The following is an 18,304-nucleotide window of genomic DNA, read 5'->3' on the forward strand; positions in this document are numbered from 1 at the left end:
GAGTTCCTTGGGGAGGTGGGAAGTGCCCGGGAAGGGGCGCGGAACGGACGGGAGGCCCGTGGCGGGCCCGCCACGGGCCTCCTGTCCGGTGGTTCTTGCGTGCTCAGGCCGTGAGTTGCGCCGCGTACTGCGTCTCCAGCAGGCCACCGAGGTAGCGCGCGATGGAGCGCGGGCCGGAGGCCGGCGCGGACTCCTCGACGGCGGGGTTGTAGTTCGTGTTCGTGTTGATGTCGTAGACGACCGTGCGGCCGTCCGTGGTCTCCATGAACTCGACGCCCGCGATCGTGATGCGCTGGTCGGCGAGGAACGTGCGGAGCTGCTGGACGAGCGGGTGCTCGGCCGTGACCTCGGTCCGGACGCTGAACGCCGGCGGTGCTCCGGCGGTCTCGGTTCCGGGCACGTCGCAGACCGCACCAGCGATGACCTGGGGGACCTCGCACGCGTCGGCCGGGCACAGCTCGAAGCTGCCGGCGCTCGTGTCGACGCGGACGGCGTAGACGAACTCGCCGCCGACGAACTCGACACGGGTGATGAAGGGCTCGCGGGCCGTCAGGAACTCCTGCAGCAGGGTGATGCCGTCGACCGGCGCTTCGAACTCCGGGGAGTCGACGTAGGCGTCGAACTCGGCGAGCGAGTCGAACCGGCGGACGCCCAGGCCCTTGCCGCCCTGGTTGTGCTTCGTGATGAACGGGACGTCCTGGCCGTTCGTGAAGGTGCGCGCGGCCTGCTTGAGCGTCGTCGTGCCGAACACGGCGGTGGTGCGGGGCACGTCGAACCCGGCGTTCTGCAGCAGCCCGTGCTGGGCCACCTTGGAGACCTCGAGCTCGAGCACGTGGCTGCCGCCGACGACCTGGCGACCCGATCGTTCGAGCCAGCCGAGGACCGCGCGGGTGTACTCCTTGCTGTGCTCGTGGCCGCGGGTGTGGCTCGACGCCGACATGCGGGACCAGTACACACCGGGCTCCGGCTCGGCACCGAGGTCGATCTGTCCCTCGGTCAGCAGGATCTCCTGCACCGGGACACCCTCGGCCTCGAAGGCTGCGGCGAGCGGCGGGAACCACTCGGGGTTCTCGTGGATGACGTACACGCGGGGAGTGCTCACCCGCCCACCCTAGGCACGGTATACCGCACGCGGCCAAGTGTGTGACGCGCGGTTGCTTCGTGTGGTGCGTCCGGGGGGGGCGGGGGTTCGGGGGTTCGGGGGTTCGGGGGTTCGGGGGTTCGGGGGTTCGGGGGTTCGGGGGTTCGGGGGTCCGGGTCGCACGGTGCGCGCTTGTCCGGCCGGTGCGAGGTCGGTCGCTCGGTGCCGGGATGAAGCGCGGCACCGAGCGGTCAACGGCGCACGGGATCATCGGCCTCGCACCGTGCGGGCTCGACCAACCTCGCACGAGCCGAACGGACCCGCACCGTGCGAGGTCGTCAGCCCGCGAAGGCCTGCTGGCCGACGACGCCGAGGAGCTCGAGCTTCTGCGCGTCCTCGGATCCTGGGGGTGCGGTGAAGAGCAGCAGTGCCTGTGCCTGGTCGTCGGTGTGCAGCACCTGGCAGTCGACGGTGATCCGGCCGAGCTGCGGCTGCACGATCGTCTTGTTGTCGGACCAGCGACTCGTCACTTCGTGCAGTGCCCAGAGCTGGCGGAACTCGGGGCTGCGGGTCTCGAGCTCGGCGATCAGCTCGGTGGCCCGGCGGTCCCCCGGTCCGGCCAGCCCCACCGCCGCCCGCAGCGACGCCACCACGACCCGGGCCAGTCGCTCGTGTTGCTCCGGCGCGTACTTCGCGAGCTCGTCGCCGGTCACGAACCACCGCCACGCCTGGTAGCGCTCGTTGCCGGGCAGGCTGACGGACGACCCGAGCAGCGCCGCCGCGAGCCGGTTCTCGACCAGGGTCTCGCCCAGGTGGCTGACCACGATCGCGGGCGTGTCCTCGAGCCGGTCGAGCACCCGCAGGATCGCGGGGTCGACGTGGTCGGCGCGGTGCAACCGGGTCGGCGCGTTCTGTCCGGCGAGGTGGAACAGGTGGTCGCGTTCGTCGAGGCTGCAGCGGAGCGCCCGGGCGATCGCGGCGATCATCTGCTCCGACGGCTGCGGTCCGCGCTGCTGTTCCAGACGCGTGTAGTAGTCGACCGACATGCCCGCGAGCGCAGCGACTTCTTCGCGCCGGAGACCAGGCGTCCGGCGTCGTGGTCCCTGACCGAGGCCGACGTCCTCGGGGCGCAGCAGTTCGCGGCGACGGCGGAGGAAGTCGGCGAGTGCAGCACGGTCCATGGTCCCGATTGTCGTCCGGTTCCCGCCGCCGTGCCAGGGATCGCCGATCCCCCGATGACCGAGGTCTGGATGGGTTGCCGACGACGGCGCATGGTGGTGGACATGGACATCACGAACTCCACCGTCTTCATCCCCGGCGCGACCTCCGGCATCGGCCTCGCCCTGGCCCAGCGCCTGCAGGCCGCGGGCAGCACCGTCGTCATCGGCGGGCGTCGCCAGTCGCTCCTCGACTCGCTCGCCGCCGAGCACGGCTTCGGCACCGTGCAGATCGACGTGAGCGATGCCGTCTCGATCGAGGCCGCTGCCGCCTCGGTCCTCGAGACCCACCCGTCCTTGGACACCCTCGTCACCATGTCGGGGATCATGCGCAACGAGGACCTGCGCTCCCCCGACCACATCCACGACGCGCTCGAGATCATCCAGACCAACCTGGTCGGCACGATCCGCCTCATCGACGCGTTCCTGCCGCACCTGCTGGCGCAGCCCGCCTCGACCATCGTCACGGTCTCGTCCGGCCTCGCGTTCGTCCCGCTCACCGCGACGCCGACGTACAACGCCACGAAGGCCGGCGTCCACTCGTACACGCAGTCCCTCCGTCAGCAGCTGCTCGGTACCCCGGTGTCGGTGCTCGAGCTCGCTCCCCCGGCGGTGTCGACCGACCTGATGGGCGGAGCGGACTTCGGTGGCATGCCGCTCGACGCCTTCGCCGACGAGGTCCTCTCGCTGCTGGAGTCGGGGGCATCGCCCGAGATCCTGGTGCAGAACGTGCTGCCGCTCCGGTTCGCCGAGCGCGACGGCACGCACCAGCAGATCTTCGACGCGATGGCGTCGCGCGCGCACTGACGCGCGGCACATCAGTCGGCTGCGCCCTCGGCCTGCTCGTTGCGAGCGATCCGCCGGTCGAGGGCGCGGTTCAGCATGGGGAGTCCCGTCGCGATCACCGCTCCGCCGAGCGCCCAGCCGACCGGCACCTGTTGCCAGCGGGTGCCCGCGTAGATCGCGGTGAACACCATCACCGTCAGTGCTGTGCTGAGCAGACGATGCGCTCGGTCACGGTGCATGCGCGGCACGGACCCGACCGCTGTCGTGCCGGGCTCGTCGGTGTTCGGCTCGTCGGTGTTCGGTCCGTCGTCCAAGTACGCGAACGCGACCCCCCACACGACGATGCTCAGGCCGAGCACCACCGCGGCCCACGCCCCGTCGCTGGACGGATCGCGGACGATGACCGACACTGCGAAGCAGTCGATGGCGAGCCCGCCGAGCACGGCGATGATCGTGATCCAGCGGGGGAGGGTGATGCGAGGCACCCGCCGATCGTAGGGGCGTGACGCCCGTGCGCGCGCTCCCCCGTTCGCGGCGTCAGAGGCCGGCGAGCAGGTGCTGCAGTTCGGCCTTGGCGTCGGGCATCCGCTCGGGGCCGGTGAGCCGTTCCCGCTGCACCGAGATGCGGACCGTGTCGGGCTTGGGACCGTCCTCGGTGTTCAGCAGCACGGATTCGCGGTCGGGGAGGGTCCACCGGGCCGACGGGCGCTTGCCGCCGCGGCGTTCGGACGTCGGCGTGGACCCGAGTGCGGCCGCGAACACCGGCACGATCCGATCGAGTACCGCCTCGCGCTCACCAGGGACCTGCCGCGAGGCCGACACCGCGAAGGTACCGTCTGTGCGCTGCCCGGGGATGCGGAGCCCACGCGCCTGTTCGTACCCGATGGTGATGCCCTGCGCCCACCACGGCTCGACGCCCTGACCAACGATCCACGAAGCGATCGCAGCGTGCCCGATGGTGGCTCCGCCCGCCGTGTCGATCAGCGCGTGCCACTCGTCCGGTGACTTGCCCGTCGCCGCGAGGACACGGTCCGGCGCCATCCCCTGCGCGTGCGAGCGAACCGTTCCGTCGGTCATGCCGTCATCGTAGGCCGCAGGACACCGCCATCGCGGATCAGCGCTGGGAACCTGCCCGCAGGCGACGCGCCAGCTGCGCACCCTCGGCGTCGATGATCAGCGGGAGGCGCTCCTTGTCGACGACGCCGAACGCGGGATCGACCGTCACGAAGCCGTCGACTTCCCAATGCCGAGCTGTTGCAACGTGCAATGCACCCGAGACGGTCAGGCCGAACTCTGCCATGAGGGCTGGGACCTCATCGCTGACCGCATCGATCCCGACCCAGTGCAGAACTCCGCGTAGGCGCTGTACGTCATCTCTGTACCCGCGAGGTCGAGGTGGTCGAGGAACGCGACCGACTCCACCTTGTGACGATCGGTCCGGCGCAGCGCGCTCCGGAGGAAGCTCGAATCGACGAGGACGGCGTCCGGGCGCGCGGCGCAGTCGTTGAACTCGAGGACCCGGTGCTCGTCGAAATGCTCGGGCGTGAGTCGCTCGAACACGGTCAGGGATGCGTGTGGAATGAGACGGTCGGCTCGACCCAGAAGTCCGGATCGATCGACTCGATCGCGCGCCGTCGGCGCTCGCGACGTTCTTCGAACGTGCCTTCAGGTCGCGGCGTCCGAGCGAACAGCGCTTGCCGTTCGGCTTCGGAGAAGATCCTCGGCCCCCGCTGCCGACCGGGGTCCGCGCTGAGCAGTGCGCGACGACGTCCCGCTGTGAGCTGTTCCTCAGTCAGGCCGCGGCGGTTCGGTCGGCGTGGTTCGGTCGGCTGCACGGTGCCTCCTCGGTCGATGTGATCAACCCTAAGAGCACCGAACGGACGGCACCGAACATTCCGTATTTCGCCGATCCGAGGCGGGAGACGAGCTACTCCGCAGCCGCGAGGACCGTCCGACCGAGCCGCACGAAGCCGTCGACCCCGATCGCCTCGCCCCGCGCCGTCGGGTCGATGCCCGCAGCCGTCAGGACCTCGGAGGCGTGGGCACTGCCGCCGAGCACACCGGACAGGCTCTGCCGCAGCATCTTCCGACGCTGCTGGAACGCGGCATCGACCAGGGTGAAGACCCGCGACCGCAGCCGCTCGTCCCCCGGGGGCTCGTACCGGTCGAACGCCACCAGCACACTGTCGACGTTCGGGACGGGCCAGAACACCTGCCGACTGACGAGCCCGGCCGTGCTCCACGAGCCGTACCAGGCGGCCTTGACGCTCGGCGACCCGTAGACCTTGCTGCCCGGGCCCGCCGCGAGACGGTACCCGACCTCGGCCTGCACCATCACGAGCGACCGCTCGATCGAGGGGAAGGTCGCGAGCAGGTGCAGCAGGACGGGCACCGAGATGTTGTACGGCAGGTTCGCGACGAGGTGCGTCGGTTCGGTGTCGAGGTCCGAGGCGGCGACGGTCATCGCGTCCTGCTGCACGACCGTCAACGTCGCTGCCGGCTGCAGCGCGCTGACCGTCGACGGCAGCTTCGCCGCGAGCCGCTTGTCGATCTCCACCGCGGTGACGGGCGCCCCGGTCTCGGTGAGCCCGAGCGTCAGGGAGCCGAGGCCCGGCCCGATCTCGAGCACGCGGGACGACGGCGTCACGCCGGCGACCGACACGATGCGCCGGACGGTGTTGGCGTCGTGCACGAAGTTCTGCCCGAGCTTCTTCGTCGGGGTCACGTCGAGTTCGGCGGCGAGCTCCCGGATCTCGGCCGGGCCGAGCAGCGCGCCCACTACTCGTCCACCGTCACGGGCTCGGCGTCCCACGCACCGTAGACGAGCTCGGTGTTCGACGCGATCTGCGCGGCGAGCATCGAGGCATCGGTGCCGAGGGTCTCCGCCATCGACCGCAGGGTGATCGGGATCAGGTACGGGGCGTTCGGCCGGCCGCGGTAGGGCGTCGGGGTCAGGAACGGCGCGTCCGTCTCGACCATGATCAGGTGCCGCGGCGCGACGACGAGGGCTTCGCGGAGCAGTGCTGCGTTCTTGAACGTCACGGTGCCGGCGAACGACATGTACCAGCCGCGCTCGGCGCAGAGCCGAGCCAGGTCGGGTCCGCCGGAGAAGCAGTGGAACACCGTGCGCTCCGGAGCCCCGACGCGGTCGAGCACCTCGACCACGGCGTCGTGCGCGTCACGGTCGTGGATGGTCAGCGCGAGGCCGTGCTCCTTCGCGATGCGGATGTGCTCCTCGAACGAGCGGATCTGGGCGTCGCGCCCGTCTTCACCGGTGCGGAAGAAGTCGAGACCGGTCTCACCGATCGCCCGGACGCGGGGCAGTGCCGCCAGGGCCTCGATCCCGGCGAGGTGCTCGTCGAGCAGTCCCTGCTCCTGCAGCGACGGCGCCTCGTTCGGGTGCAGTGCGACCGCTGCGAGCACGCGGGGCTCACGGGCGGCGATCGACGCGGACCACTGCGAGGTCGCCAGGTCGGTGCCGACCTGCACGACACCGCGGACGCCGACGCTCGAGGCACGGCCGAGGTGCTCGCGGTAGTCGAGCGCCCCGTCGCCACCGTCGGCGATCTCCATGTGCGTGTGGTTGTCGTAGACCGGGACCACGAGCGCCTCGGGCAGGGGCGGGTAGGTCAGGTCGCGCTTGGAGCCGTCCCCGTCGCCGCGGGAGCGGAGGTGGGCGTCGGTCACGCGGAGACCTGCTCCGACTGCTCGATGCGCGGGAACAGCCCGCTCTCGAGCGCCACGACGCGCGAAGCACCCTGCCACTCGAAGGCGCGATCGACTCGCTGCTCGGCGATCGAGCCGCCGGCACCGATCGACGCCCACAGCTTCTCGGTGGCCTTCGGCATCACCGGGGAGAGCAGGACCGCAACGGTGCCGAGCCCACGGAGGGCCGTGGTCAGGACGGTGCCGAGCCGCTCGCGGTTCGCGTCGTCCTTCGCCAGGGCCCACGGCTGCTGCTCGGTGATGTACCCGTTCAGAGCGTCGACGAGTTCCCAGACGGCGGCGATCGCCTCGTGCGGGGCGAACGCGGCGATGGCCGCGTCGGCACGCTCGGTGACCGACACCGCCAGGGCGTCGACGGTTTCGTCCGACTCGGTCAGCGACCCGCGCGCCGGCACTGCGCCGTCGAAGTACTTCTGCAGCATCGCGACCAGGCGCGAGGCCAGGTTGCCGAAGCCGTTCGCGAGCTCGGCCTGGTACCGCGCCGAGATGTCTTCCCAGCTGAAGTTGCCGTCCTGCCCGAAGGTGATGGCGCGGAGGAAGTAGTAGCGGAAGGCGTCGGACCCGAAGGTGTCGGTGATCTCCGACGGCGCGATGCCGGTCAGCTTCGACTTGGACATCTTCTCGCCGCCGACGAGCAGCCAGCCGTGACCGAAGACGCGCTCGGGGACGGGCAGGCCGGCAGCCATGAGCATCGCCGGCCAGATGACGGCGTGGAAGCGGGCGATGTCCTTGCCGACGATGTGCACGCTCGGCCACAGGCGCTTGAAGGCCTCGTCGTCCTCGGTGCCGTAGCCCAGCGCCGTGACGTAGTTGAGCAGGGCGTCGAACCACACGTACAGGACGTGGTCGCTGTCCCACGGGATCTTGATGCCCCAGTCGAAGCTGGACCGCGAGATCGACAGGTCGCGGAGGCCCTGCTTCACGAACGAGATGATCTCGTTGCGGACGCTCTCCGGCTGGATGAACAGCGGGTTCGACTCGTACAGGTCGAGCAGGCGCTGCTCGAAGTCCGACATCCGGAAGAAGTAGTTGCGCTCGGACAGCACCTCGACCGGGATCGAGTGGATGGCACAGACCTGCTGCCCCTCGTACGCGCCGGTGCCGGGGACCAGATCGCTCGGCTGCTTGTACTCCTCGCAGCCCACGCAGTAGAAGCCCTCGAACTCGCCGGCGTAGATGAAGCCGTCGTCGTAGAGCTTCTGCAGGAACGCCGTCACACCGCGCTCGTGGCGCTCGTCGGTGGTGCGGATGAAGTCGTCGTTGGCCACGTCGACGGTGTCGAGCAGTGGCTTCCACGCCTCGGTCACGAGTCGGTCGGCCCATTCCTGGGGCGTGACCTCGTTCGCCGAGGCGGTGCGCAGGATCTTCTGGCCGTGCTCGTCGGTGCCGGTGAGCAGCCAGGTGTCGTCACCCCGCTGCCGGTGCCAGCGTGCGAGGACGTCCGCGGCGACCTCGGTGTAGGCGTGCCCGATGTGAGGCACGTCGTTCACGTAGAAGATCGGCGTGGTGATGCTGAACGAGGACCCGTCGGACATGCGGACCATCCTACGGGCGCGCGGAACCCGGATGACGCGCGCGGCGGTGGACTGTGGAAAACCGGATCCGGGAGGCCCGTGGCGGGCCCGCCCCGCGCCTCCAGACCGGCCGACGCGAACGTGACGAGCCCCGCTCAGCGCGCCGCGAGCGCGCCTTCGTAGAGGTCGCGTTTCGACAGGCCGGTCGCGTCCGCGACCGCCGCTGCGGCCTCCTTCATGCGCATGCCGGCGGCCACCCGCTCGAGCACGAGGCGGACCCCGTCGTCGAGCGTTGCCTCCTCGGTGGCCTCGGCGGCACCGGCGACGACGATGCAGATCTCGCCCCGGACCCCCTCGGATGCCCACGTGACGAGCTCGTCGAGCGGCCCACGACGGACCTCTTCGTACAGCTTCGTGAGCTCACGGCAGACCGCGGCGCGACGGTCGCCCCCGAACCCGACGGCCATGTCGGCGAGCGTCTCGGCCAACCGGTGCGGCGACTCGAAGAAGACCATCGTGCGCTGCTCCCCCGCGAGCGCCTGGAACGCACGACGACGTTCCCCGCCCTTGCGCGTCGGGAACCCCTCGAACGTGAAGCGGTCCGTCGGCAGTCCGGAGACGGCGAGCGCCATGAGCACCGCCGACGGGCCGGGCAGTGCCGTGACCGTGACGCCCGCGGCTGCCGCGGCCTCGACGAGCGGGAAGCCGGGGTCGCTGATCGCCGGCATGCCGGCGTCGGTGAGGACCACGACGTCCTCGTCACGGGCGAGCTCGACGACCTCGGACGCCTTCGCCCGTTCGTTGTGCTCGTGCAGGGCGATGAGCCGCGGACGGTTCTCGATGCCGAGGGCGCGCATGAGGTGGATGGCGGTCCTGGTGTCCTCCGCCGCGACCACCGTGGCGTTGGAGAGGGTCTCGACGAGACGGCGCGAGGCGTCCCCGAGGTTGCCGATGGGGGTTGCTGCGAGGACGATCACGCCACCCATTGTCGTCGCAGCACCGACGCAGCGCGGACATGCGGTCGATCCGTAGGATGCTCAGCGATGACCAGCGAGCTGACCGACGACCGCACGGCCGTGCCCGACGGGCCGGTCGGCTCGCGCCTCGACGACTGGTGGGAGCGGGTGCTCTCTACCGCCCAGCGCGTCGCGGTGTGGCGCTGGGCCGGACCGATCGCGGTGACGCTGCTCGCCGCCGTGCTGCGCCTGGCGAACCTGGGGAACCCGCACTCGCTGGTCTTCGACGAGACCTACTACGTCAAGGACGGCTGGTCGATCGTCCACCTCGGGTACGAGGGCACCTGGCCGGCGAACCCGAGCAGCGACTCCGCCCCGACGACCGACGACCGGTTCTCGAGTGGTGAGACGGACATCTTCACCAGCGCCGCGGAGTTCATCGCGCACCCGCCGCTCGGCAAGTACCTGATCGGGCTCGGCATGCTCCTGTTCGGGGCGGACAACTCGTTCGGCTGGCGGTTCGCCGTCGCCGTGCTCGGCATCGCGACGGTGTTCCTCACCGCGGTGATCGCCCGGTCGCTGTTCCGCTCCACCCTGGTCGGCACGCTCGCCGGCGGCCTGCTTGCGATCGACGGCCAGGCCATCGTGATGTCCCGCGTCACGCTGCTCGACGGGATCCTGACGTTCTTCGTCGTGCTCGGGTTCGGGGCGCTCCTGCTCGACCGGCGCCGGAGTCAGCGGCGGCTCGACGACTGGGTCGCCGAGCGCGTCGCCGCCGGCCGGGACACCCTGTGGGGGCCCGTGCTCTGGTGGCGTCCGTGGCTGTTCGCGATGGGGCTGACGATGGGGTTGGCCACCGCGACGAAGTGGTCGGGGATGTACTTCCTGGCGTTCTTCGCCGTGTACTCCGTGCTGAGCGACATGCTGATGCGCCGTCGTGCGGGCGTCGAGTTCTGGTCGTCGAGCGCACTGCTGCAGCAGGCCCCCGTGTCGTTCCTGCTCACCGTGCCGATCGCCGCCGTCACCTACGTCGCGTCGTGGACCGGCTGGTTCGTGTCGAAGGACGGCTGGGACCGGAACTGGCTGGCCTCCGGTGGAGAGCGGTGGACCGGGGTGCTCCGGTGGGTGCCGGACAGCCTGCAGAACTGGTGGCACTACCAGTCGGAGATCTACAACTTCAACATCGGGCTGCACACGCCGCACTCGTACCAGGCGAACCCGCTGCTCTGGCTCGTGATGCAGCGCCCCACGTCGATGTTCTACGTCGGCACCGATGCCGGCCAGGACGGCTGCTCGGCGAGCCGCTGCGGCGAGGCGATCACCGGCGTCGCGAACCCGTTCATCTGGTATGCGGCGGTCATCGCGACCGTGGCGCTGCTCGTGCTCTGGATCCTGCGCCGACAGTGGCAGTACGGCTTCGTCCTGCTCGGCGTCGCCGCGGGGTACCTGCCGTGGCTGATGTACGTCAACCGGACGGTCTTCCAGTTCTACACGATCGCCTTCGAGCCCTTCATGGTGATGGCGCTGGCGGCGGCGATCGGGTTGGTGCTCGGGTCACGGACCGATCCGCGGCCCCGACGGACCCGGGCGGTCGTGTGGGTGGGCGTGTACCTGGCCGTGGTGCTGCTCGCGTCGGCGTACTGGTACCCGATGTGGACCGCGATCCAGGTGCCGTGGGACTTCATCCGGTCGCACTACTGGCTGCCGAGCTGGCTGTAGCGCGCGTCGGGTGTCGGCCCGGCACACTGGTCGTGACCGGCACGGCGCACTGGTCGTGACCGGCCCGGCGCACTGGTCGTGACCCGACCGCCGGACGGGAGGCACGGATCGACTCCGCCACGGGCCTCCGGTCCGGAGTCGGCTGGCACCCGAGCCGCACACGGTCCGCGCGGACGCTTCAGGACTGCGCGTGCAGCGCGCGCTCGATCGATTCGCGGTCGAGCGGGTCGCCGACCATGCTCGGCGCGGTCCGGGTCTGCGGCAGGACGCCCTCGATGAGGAGTTCGGCGTACCGGCGCCAGGCGTTCGGGTCGTGCTCGCGGGTGGCATCGGCCACCGCACCCACCATGGCGGTGAGCATCGGCAGGTCGCGGTAGTCGAAGCCGGCGCGGACCACCCCGGCGGTCTCGGCCCGACCGATGATCGCGGAGACCTGGCGTTCCAGCCGGTCACGCTCCTGCACGATCGACGGACGTGCCTTGCCTGCGCGCACGATGGCGTCGGCGAGCGCACGGTCGCGGGCGCGGAACTCGAACACCCCGGTCAGGTAGACCCGCAGGGCCTCGCGCGGGTCGACGACGTCGGCGGCGCGGGCCGCTGCGTCGTTCATCGCCTCGAACTTGGTGGCGAGCAGCGCCTCGATCAGGGAGTCCTTGTCGGCGAAGCGTCGGTACACGGTGCCGACACCGACCCCCGCTTCGTGCGCGATGTCGTTCAGGGTGACCGACAGCCCGCGCTCCGCGAAGCACTTGCGAGCGGTCTGCAGGATCAGCTCGCGGTTGCGTGCCGCATCGGCGCGCAGCGGGCGCTCGAGGTCGGGCGCGGACTCGGTGGTGCTCACGATGCCGAACCTAGTTGAACTTTCTGGGAATAAGTGGATGCGGGCCTTCCGTTTCGGTCTACACTGTTGACAAACGGATGCCGCGCATCCGTTTGACACCTCCCCTCTTCGAAACGCCCGACGGTGCGCGCTTCGTGCTCCCCCTCCAACCTTCTCGAAGGAGGCTGCCGTGACGGCAGAACACACCGTGCCGACCCCCACCGGGGCAGCACCCACGACTTCTGGCACCACCCCCGCCAAGAGCAACCACCGCTGGATCGCCCTGGCGGTCATCGCCCTCGCCCAGCTGATGGTCGTGCTCGACGCCACGATCGTGAACATCGCGCTCCCCTCGGCCCAGGCCGACCTGGGGTTCGGCACCGACCAGCGCCAGTGGATCGTCACCGCGTACTCGCTGGCGTTCGGCTCGCTCCTGCTGCTCGGCGGGCGCCTCGGCGACCTGTTCGGCCGCAAGAACACCTTCATCATCGGCCTGGTCGGCTTCGCGGTCGCGTCGGTGCTCGGCGGCCTCGCCGACTCGTTCGGCCTGCTCGTCGCAGCCCGCGCCCTGCAGGGTGTCTTCGGCGCCCTGCTCGCACCGTCCGCGCTCGGCATGCTGACCACCACGTTCCGCGACCCGAAGGAGCGCGGTCGTGCGTTCGGCATCTTCGGCTCGATCGCCGGTTCCGGTGCGGCCATCGGTCTGCTCCTGGGCGGCGTGCTCACCGAGTACGCGTCGTGGCGCTGGTGCCTCTACGTCAACGTCGTCTTCGCCGTGCTCGGGGTGATCGGCGCGCTCGTCTTCATGGAGAAGCCGCCGAAGGTCGACCGCCCACGCATCGACGTCGCCGGCGTCATCACCATCACGGCCGGTCTGGTGGGCGTCGTCTACGGGTTCTCGAACGCCGAGACCAACGGCTGGGACTCCCCCGTCACCATCACGATGCTCGCCGGTGGCGTCGTCCTCAGCGCCGCGTTCGTGTTCATCGAGACCCGTGTGGCGCACCCGCTGCTGCCCCTGCGGGTCGTGCTCGACCGTGACCGCGGCGGGTCGTTCATCGCGATCGGCCTGGTGGCGATCGGCATGTTCGGCATCTTCCTGTTCCTGACCTACTACCTCGAGCAGACCCTCGGGTTCAGCTCGCTGCAGACCGGTCTGGCCTTCCTGCCGATGCCGCTGTCGATCATGATCTCGGCGACGCAGATCGGTGGGCGACTGCTGCCCCGCATCGGCCCGAAGATCCTGATCTTCGCCGGTGGCCTCGTCGCCGCGATCGGCCTGCTCCTGCTGCTGCGCACCGACCTGGACAGCTCCTACGCGGGCACCGTCCTGCCAGCGCTGATCGTCATCGGGCTCGGCATGGGCACGATCTTCTCGTCCGCGATGAACACTGCGACCACCGGAGTGGCCCGCGCCGACGCCGGTGTGGCCTCGGCGACGGTCAACACCATGCAGCAGATCGGTGGCTCGATCGGCACGGCGCTGCTGTCGACGATCTTCGCCGACGTCGTGAAGAACAGCCTGACCGGGCTGTCGGCGGCACCCACGAAGCTGCAGCAGGCGCAGGCCACGCTCGACGGCTACCACGTGGCGTTCGGCATCTCGGCCGGCGTGCTCGTGCTCGTCGCCCTCGCGGGTGGCCTGCTCATCAACCGGCAGTCGGTGCGGCTCGACCGGCTCGCCCACGCTGCGTCCACGACGACCGGGAGCATCCCCGCCGCCGCACACTGACGCGTCAGCTCGTCCGAACGGCCCGTCCTGGTTCTGCCGGGGCGGGCCGTTCGTGCGTGCGGGGCGGGGTGCGGGGCGGGCGGGGGTGCGGGGCGGACTCGATACGACGATCGCGATGTCGTGCGACGACCACCTTGTCGTTCCGAGTCGACGCACGAGCCACCACACGCGCCCCGGTTGCGCAGTGTGTCGGTTTCCCTGTCGCCCGTCAGAGATCCGCATTATCGTGTGCGGCATGGCCCCCGTCCTGACCTCGCCGCTCGTGTCGACGCAGTGGCTCGCCGACCACCTCGGTGGTGACGAGCTCGTCGTCCTCGACGCCTCCGTGCACACGGTGGGGACGGGCCTCGAGACGATGTGGCACTCCGCGGTCGACTCCTACGAGCAGCGCGGACACGTCCCCGGCGCCCGTTTCGCCGACCTCGTCGACGCGTTCTCCACGCCGGGTGCCGAGGTGCCCTTCACCCGCCCGAGTGCCGAGCGGTTCGAGGCAGCTGCCGGCGACCTCGGCGTCACGAACACCTCGACGGTCGTGGTCTACGACGACAGCGTCGGCGAGTGGTCGGCACGGCTGTGGTGGATCTTCCGGTCGTTCGGCTTCGACTCGGTCGCGGTCCTGGACGGCGGGTTCACGAAGTGGCGGGACGAGGGCCGACCGGTCCGCGTCGGTGCCCTGCGCCAGGCACCATCGCCGGCGAAGACGCCCGATGACGACAGCGCCTTCCTCGCCGGTGAAGAACGCCCGCTCTGGGCCGACCACGCCCGTGTCCGCCGAGCGGTGACGGGTGAACAGCCCGCGGCACTGGTGTTCGCGGCGCCCGCAGCGGCCCTCGGCGACGACCACCCGCCGATCATCCCGGGAAGCACCCCGATCACCGTGGACACCCTGGTCGACCCGGACACGAACGCGTACCTGCGCGGGCCGAAGCTCGCCGAGGCGTTCGCCGCGGTCGTCGGCGAGGACGAGATCGTCACGTACTGCGGGGTCGGCAGCGCCGCGTGCGTCGACGCGCTGGCGCTGACCGTTCTCGGCCACGACAAGGTGACCGTGTACGACGGCTCGCTGCTGGACTGGTGGCGGCACGAGCCCGAGGCCCTGGCGTCCTGACGACGACGCGCGTCCCGGCTAGCGTTGGCGCATGAGTTCCAGACGCGCGGTCATCCTCGGCGGTACCGGCGGGATCGGTTCGGCCGTCGCGCGTGAGCTCCTCGACGCCTCCGGGCGGGGCGGCGACGACTGGCAGGTCGACGTCCTGGCCCGCCGCGGTGGCCCGGCAGCCGATTCCGTCACCGCCCGCGGCGCGACCTTCACCGCGGGTGACCGCCGCGACACGAGCACCCTGCGCGACCTCCTCCGCCCCGGCGCGGACCTGCTCGTCGACACCGTGGGGCTGACCGGCGACGACGCGACGCAGCTCCTGCCGTTCCTCGACGACGTCGGGTCCACGGCCTTCGTCTCCTCGCGGGCGGTCTACGTCGACGAGCAGGGCCGGCATGCGAACTCGACGGACAAGCCGGTCTTCGGCGCCGCGGTCACCGAGATCCAACCGACCGTCACCGCGGGCGACGGCGACCCGACCAGCCGTGACGGCTACGGCGCGGCGAAGGTGGCGTCCGAGCAGGTGCTGCTCGACCACGGCGCCCCGGTCACGGTGCTGCGCCCGTCGAAGGTCTACGGCGTCGGCATCGGTCGGCCGCGCGAGTGGTTCGTGGTCCGCCGGGTGCTCGACGGCCGCGAGCGCATCCTGCTCGCGGGCCGCGGCCGCGGCGTGGACCACACGACGGCGGCGAGCGGCATCGGCTCGCTCGTCCGACTGGTCGCGGACGCTCCCGACCGGCGCATCCTCAACGTCGCCGACGACACCGCTCCGACGGCGCTCGAGATCGTGCGGACCATCGCCAGTCACCTCGACCACCGGTTCGACGAGGTCCTGCTCGACGCCGACGCCCCTGCCTTCGTCGGCACGACCCCGTGGTCGTCGCCGTCACCGTTCGTCCTCGACACGACGGCGGCACGCGCGCTCGGGTGGCAGCCGCCGACCTTCGCGACCGCGGTCCTGCCCGAACTCGACTGGTTGGTGGAGACCGCGCAGTCCACACCGGCGGACGGCGACGTGCCGTGGGCCGAGGACCCGTTCTGGGAGCGCATGTTCGACTACGGCCCCGAGGACGCTGCCCTCGCGCTCCTGTCGCTGGGCCTCGGGTGACGGCGCCGAGCACGCCCCGCTCCGAGGTCCTGTTCATCAGCGGGCGGTCCGGTGTCGGCAAGTCCACCGCTGCCGAGGCACTGCACGACCTGCTCGTCGCTGCGGACGTCCGCCACGCGGTGATCGAGGGCGACCTGCTCGACCTGGCGCACCCGGCACCGCACGTCGAGCACCCCGAGGCGCGGCTCGCGGAACGGAACCTCGCCGCCCTGTGGACGTCCTACCGCGAGCTCGGCCACCATCGGTTGGTCTACACGAACACCGTCTCCGTGCTCGAACACGAGCGTCTGGCGGCCGCCATGGGCGACGACCCCGTGGTCACGACGGTCCTGCTGCGAGCGGCAGACGGTCCCACCGCCGAGCGCCTCGCGCGACGGGCAGGTGGCGAGGTCCCGCAGGCGCAGCTCGCGCACAGCACGCGGACGGCCGGGAGGCTCGACTCGGCTTCCGGGGACACGGTCACCCGGGTGGACACGGACGGTCTCACCCCCACCCAGGTCGCACAGCGTCTCGCCGCGCTGACGGGGTGGCTCCTCGGCTGACCGTCCCGCTGCGGCCTGTGGACTCCGCGATCCGTCCACAGATCGCGTCCGTCGCTGGCCCGCTCAGTCGCCACGGGGCACGCTGGAGCCATGAACGACAACCGACTCGGCACCGCGGTCAGCCCGTACCTCCGGCTGCACGCCGACAACCCGGTGGACTGGCGCGAGTGGGGTCCCGAAGCTTTCGCCGAGGCACGCGAGCGCGGCGTCCCGGTCCTGGTGTCGGTCGGCTACGCCACGTGCCACTGGTGCCACGTCATGGCGCGTGAGAGCTTCGCCGACCCGGAGATCGGTTCGCTGCTCCGCCAGGACTTCGTCGCGGTCAAGGTCGACCGCGAAGAACGTCCCGACGTCGACGCCAGCCTGATGGCCGCCGCGAGCGCGTTCACGCAGCAGCTCGGGTGGCCCCTGACGACGTTCCTGACGCCCGAGGGCCACGTGTTCTTCGCCGGCACCTACTTCCCGCCGACCCCCGTCGGTCAGGTGCCCGCGTTCCGGCAGATCCTGGCGGCGGTGCTCGACGCGTGGACCGAGCGGCGGCACGAGGTCGACGCGAACACCGCGGCCATCGCGACGGCGATCCGGCAGGGGGCCGAGGCGGACGCGACCGCCCGCGCGGCCGAGGGTGCTGACGGAGCCGACCCGTCCCCACTGGCTCGGCCGGCACGTCGCTCCGCAGGCTCCGCGACGCACCGGAACCGGCCAGAGGGGGCCCACCTCCCGTCCGTCGATAACATCCGGGCCGTCACCGGTCAGCTGTCGCGGGCAGAGGACACCACCTACGGAGGTTTCGGCGGCGCTCCGAAGTTCCCGAGCACGCCGCTGCTGGAGTTCCTCGCCGACGCAGCGCGCGACGGCGACGCCGAGGCCGACGGCCTGCTGGACCGGTCGCTCCACGCGATCCGGGCCTCCGAGCTGACCGATGCCGACGGCGGTGTCTTCCGGTACGCGACCAAGCGCGACTGGAGCGTGCCGCACTACGAGCGGATGCTCTACGACAACGCCGGACTCCTCGCGGTCGCCGGCGCCGAACAGGCGCGCGGCATCGCGGACTTCCTGCGCGACACCCTGCGGCAGGACGACGGAGCGTTCGTCGCCGCGCAGGACAGCGAGTCCACGATCGACGGCCAGCGGGTGGAGGGCGAGTGGTACCGGCGGCCGCTGTCGGAGCGCGCGCTCCTCGAGCCGCCACCACTCGACGACCAGGTCCTGACCGGGTGGAACGGCCTGGCGATCCGCGGGCTCGCGATCGCCGGTGACCGCCACGACGACCCCGAGATGATCGGCCTCGCCCGGTCTGCGGCCGATGCACTGTTGCGATCGCACGTGCGTGACGGGCACGTCGAGGTCCGCTCGAGCACACCCCGCGGGCCGTCGGCGGCACCGGCGACCGTCGAGGACGTCGGGCTGCTGGCCGAGGGTCTGCTCGAGCTCGCCCTGGTGACCGGCGAGGTCACCTACGCCGTCACGGCGCGTTCCCTGGTCGACGACGGCCTGGCGAACCGGTTCGACGTCGACGCCGTGCTCGCCGGAGCGGGCACGGCGACCGGGGAACAGCCGCAGACCGCGATGCGCTCCGGCACGGTGGCCTTGGCCGCAGCGGCCGCCGGCCTCGCGGCGTTGACCTGCGACTCCGCGTACCGGACGGCGGCCGCGCGGTTGGTGGCCGACCGCGCGACGACGGGTACCGAGCGACCGCTCGGGCACGCCGACGCCCTCGGTGTCGCACTCGGCCTGCAACGGCCCTCGCGCGAGGTCGTGGTCGTGACGTCGGACCCGCACGACCCACTCCGCGATGCCGTCCGCGCCGCGCGCCGACCCGGCACGGTCATCGCTCGCGTGACCCCGACGCAGGCTGCGGAGTGGGCGACTGCGGGGTTCGATCTGTTCGAGGCACGGGACGCACTCGACCCGGCTGCGTACGTCTGCCACGACCGCGTGTGCGCCCTGCCCGCTCGGTCCGCAGGAGACCTGGCCGCCGGGCTCGCAGCACCGGCGGCGTGA

19 protein-coding genes are annotated in these 18,304 nt (G+C 71.1%); 7 read left to right on the forward strand and 12 right to left on the reverse strand.

Features of this window, described 5'->3' with window-relative positions:
* Positions 1 to 103: 103 nt before the first annotated feature.
* Positions 104 to 1,102: a RimK family alpha-L-glutamate ligase gene (locus tag EDF40_RS07330; RefSeq protein ID WP_123338568.1), complete on the reverse strand. Its 999-nt coding sequence runs from the start codon at positions 1,100 to 1,102 to the stop codon at positions 104 to 106.
* A 317-nt stretch (positions 1,103 to 1,419) separates the two neighbouring features.
* Entirely contained in the window at positions 1,420 to 2,262 is an 843-nt protein-coding gene (locus tag EDF40_RS07340; RefSeq protein ID WP_123338567.1) for a helix-turn-helix transcriptional regulator, read from the reverse strand.
* 102 nt (positions 2,263 to 2,364) lie between these two features.
* Between EDF40_RS07340 and EDF40_RS07345 the strand changes: the two genes are divergently transcribed.
* Positions 2,365 to 3,105 carry an SDR family oxidoreductase gene (locus EDF40_RS07345; protein ID WP_123339017.1) on the forward strand — a complete coding sequence of 247 codons (741 nt, stop codon included), beginning with the start codon at positions 2,365 to 2,367 and terminating at the stop codon, positions 3,103 to 3,105.
* Positions 3,106 to 3,116: 11 nt separating this feature from the next.
* Here the strand turns inward: EDF40_RS07345 and EDF40_RS07350 are convergent, their stop codons facing one another.
* The 9 genes from EDF40_RS07350 to rsmI form a co-directional block, all read right to left on the reverse strand.
* Positions 3,117 to 3,569, reverse strand: a complete 453-nt coding sequence (locus tag EDF40_RS07350; RefSeq protein ID WP_123338566.1) for a hypothetical protein — start codon at positions 3,567 to 3,569, stop codon at positions 3,117 to 3,119.
* A gap of 52 nt (positions 3,570 to 3,621) precedes the next feature.
* Positions 3,622 to 4,161 (reverse strand): hypothetical protein, encoded by a 540-nt coding sequence (locus tag EDF40_RS07355; RefSeq protein WP_123338565.1) that lies wholly within the window; start codon positions 4,159 to 4,161, stop codon positions 3,622 to 3,624.
* A 37-nt stretch (positions 4,162 to 4,198) separates the two neighbouring features.
* A complete protein-coding gene (locus tag EDF40_RS18860) occupies positions 4,199 to 4,384 on the reverse strand; it encodes a hypothetical protein (protein WP_148053765.1) in 186 nt (61 codons plus the stop codon).
* Entirely contained in the window at positions 4,366 to 4,644 is a 279-nt protein-coding gene (locus tag EDF40_RS07360; RefSeq protein WP_123338564.1) for a hypothetical protein, read from the reverse strand. Before EDF40_RS07360 ends, EDF40_RS18860 begins: the two co-directional genes overlap by 19 nt.
* A gap of 2 nt (positions 4,645 to 4,646) precedes the next feature.
* A complete protein-coding gene (locus EDF40_RS07365) occupies positions 4,647 to 4,919 on the reverse strand; it encodes a hypothetical protein (protein ID WP_123338563.1) in 273 nt (90 codons plus the stop codon).
* Positions 4,920 to 5,011: 92 nt separating this feature from the next.
* Entirely contained in the window at positions 5,012 to 5,863 is an 852-nt protein-coding gene (rsmA, locus tag EDF40_RS07370) for a 16S rRNA (adenine(1518)-N(6)/adenine(1519)-N(6))-dimethyltransferase RsmA (protein WP_123338562.1), read from the reverse strand.
* Positions 5,863 to 6,771: a TatD family hydrolase gene (locus tag EDF40_RS07375; protein ID WP_123338561.1), complete on the reverse strand. Its 909-nt coding sequence runs from the start codon at positions 6,769 to 6,771 to the stop codon at positions 5,863 to 5,865. The genes rsmA and EDF40_RS07375 overlap by 1 nt, the downstream gene beginning before the upstream one ends.
* Positions 6,768 to 8,345 carry a methionine--tRNA ligase gene (metG, locus tag EDF40_RS07380; protein WP_123338560.1) on the reverse strand — a complete coding sequence of 526 codons (1,578 nt, stop codon included), beginning with the start codon at positions 8,343 to 8,345 and terminating at the stop codon, positions 6,768 to 6,770. Before metG ends, EDF40_RS07375 begins: the two co-directional genes overlap by 4 nt.
* Before the next feature lie 134 nt (positions 8,346 to 8,479).
* The gene (gene rsmI, locus EDF40_RS07385) at positions 8,480 to 9,301 is read right to left on the reverse strand and encodes a 16S rRNA (cytidine(1402)-2'-O)-methyltransferase (RefSeq protein WP_123292295.1); all 822 of its coding nucleotides are present in this window, start codon (positions 9,299 to 9,301) and stop codon (positions 8,480 to 8,482) included.
* 66 nt (positions 9,302 to 9,367) lie between these two features.
* Between rsmI and EDF40_RS07390 the strand changes: the two genes are divergently transcribed.
* The gene (locus EDF40_RS07390) at positions 9,368 to 10,999 is read left to right on the forward strand and encodes a dolichyl-phosphate-mannose--protein mannosyltransferase (protein ID WP_123338559.1); all 1,632 of its coding nucleotides are present in this window, start codon (positions 9,368 to 9,370) and stop codon (positions 10,997 to 10,999) included.
* A gap of 178 nt (positions 11,000 to 11,177) precedes the next feature.
* On the opposite strand, the gene EDF40_RS07395 is transcribed toward EDF40_RS07390, so the two are convergent.
* Positions 11,178 to 11,840, reverse strand: a complete 663-nt coding sequence (locus EDF40_RS07395) for a TetR/AcrR family transcriptional regulator (protein WP_159574131.1) — start codon at positions 11,838 to 11,840, stop codon at positions 11,178 to 11,180.
* 169 nt (positions 11,841 to 12,009) lie between these two features.
* On the opposite strand from EDF40_RS07395, the gene EDF40_RS07400 reads away from it, so the two are divergent.
* The 5 genes from EDF40_RS07400 (at position 12,010) to EDF40_RS07420 (ending at position 18,304) form a co-directional block, all read left to right on the forward strand.
* On the forward strand, positions 12,010 to 13,551 hold the full coding sequence (locus EDF40_RS07400; RefSeq protein ID WP_123338557.1) for an MFS transporter: 1,542 nt from the start codon (positions 12,010 to 12,012) through the stop codon (positions 13,549 to 13,551).
* Positions 13,552 to 13,786: 235 nt separating this feature from the next.
* Positions 13,787 to 14,659: a sulfurtransferase gene (locus EDF40_RS07405; RefSeq protein ID WP_185002874.1), complete on the forward strand. Its 873-nt coding sequence runs from the start codon at positions 13,787 to 13,789 to the stop codon at positions 14,657 to 14,659.
* 31 nt (positions 14,660 to 14,690) lie between these two features.
* Positions 14,691 to 15,758 (forward strand): NAD(P)-dependent oxidoreductase, encoded by a 1,068-nt coding sequence (locus EDF40_RS07410; protein WP_123338555.1) that lies wholly within the window; start codon positions 14,691 to 14,693, stop codon positions 15,756 to 15,758.
* Positions 15,755 to 16,300: an AAA family ATPase gene (locus EDF40_RS07415; RefSeq protein ID WP_123338554.1), complete on the forward strand. Its 546-nt coding sequence runs from the start codon at positions 15,755 to 15,757 to the stop codon at positions 16,298 to 16,300. The genes EDF40_RS07410 and EDF40_RS07415 overlap by 4 nt, the downstream gene beginning before the upstream one ends.
* A 90-nt stretch (positions 16,301 to 16,390) precedes the next feature.
* Entirely contained in the window at positions 16,391 to 18,304 is a 1,914-nt protein-coding gene (locus EDF40_RS07420) for a thioredoxin domain-containing protein (protein ID WP_123338553.1), read from the forward strand.

It is taken from the genome of Curtobacterium sp. PhB170 (assembly GCF_003752345.1).
Classification (GTDB): domain Bacteria; phylum Actinomycetota; class Actinomycetes; order Actinomycetales; family Microbacteriaceae; genus Curtobacterium.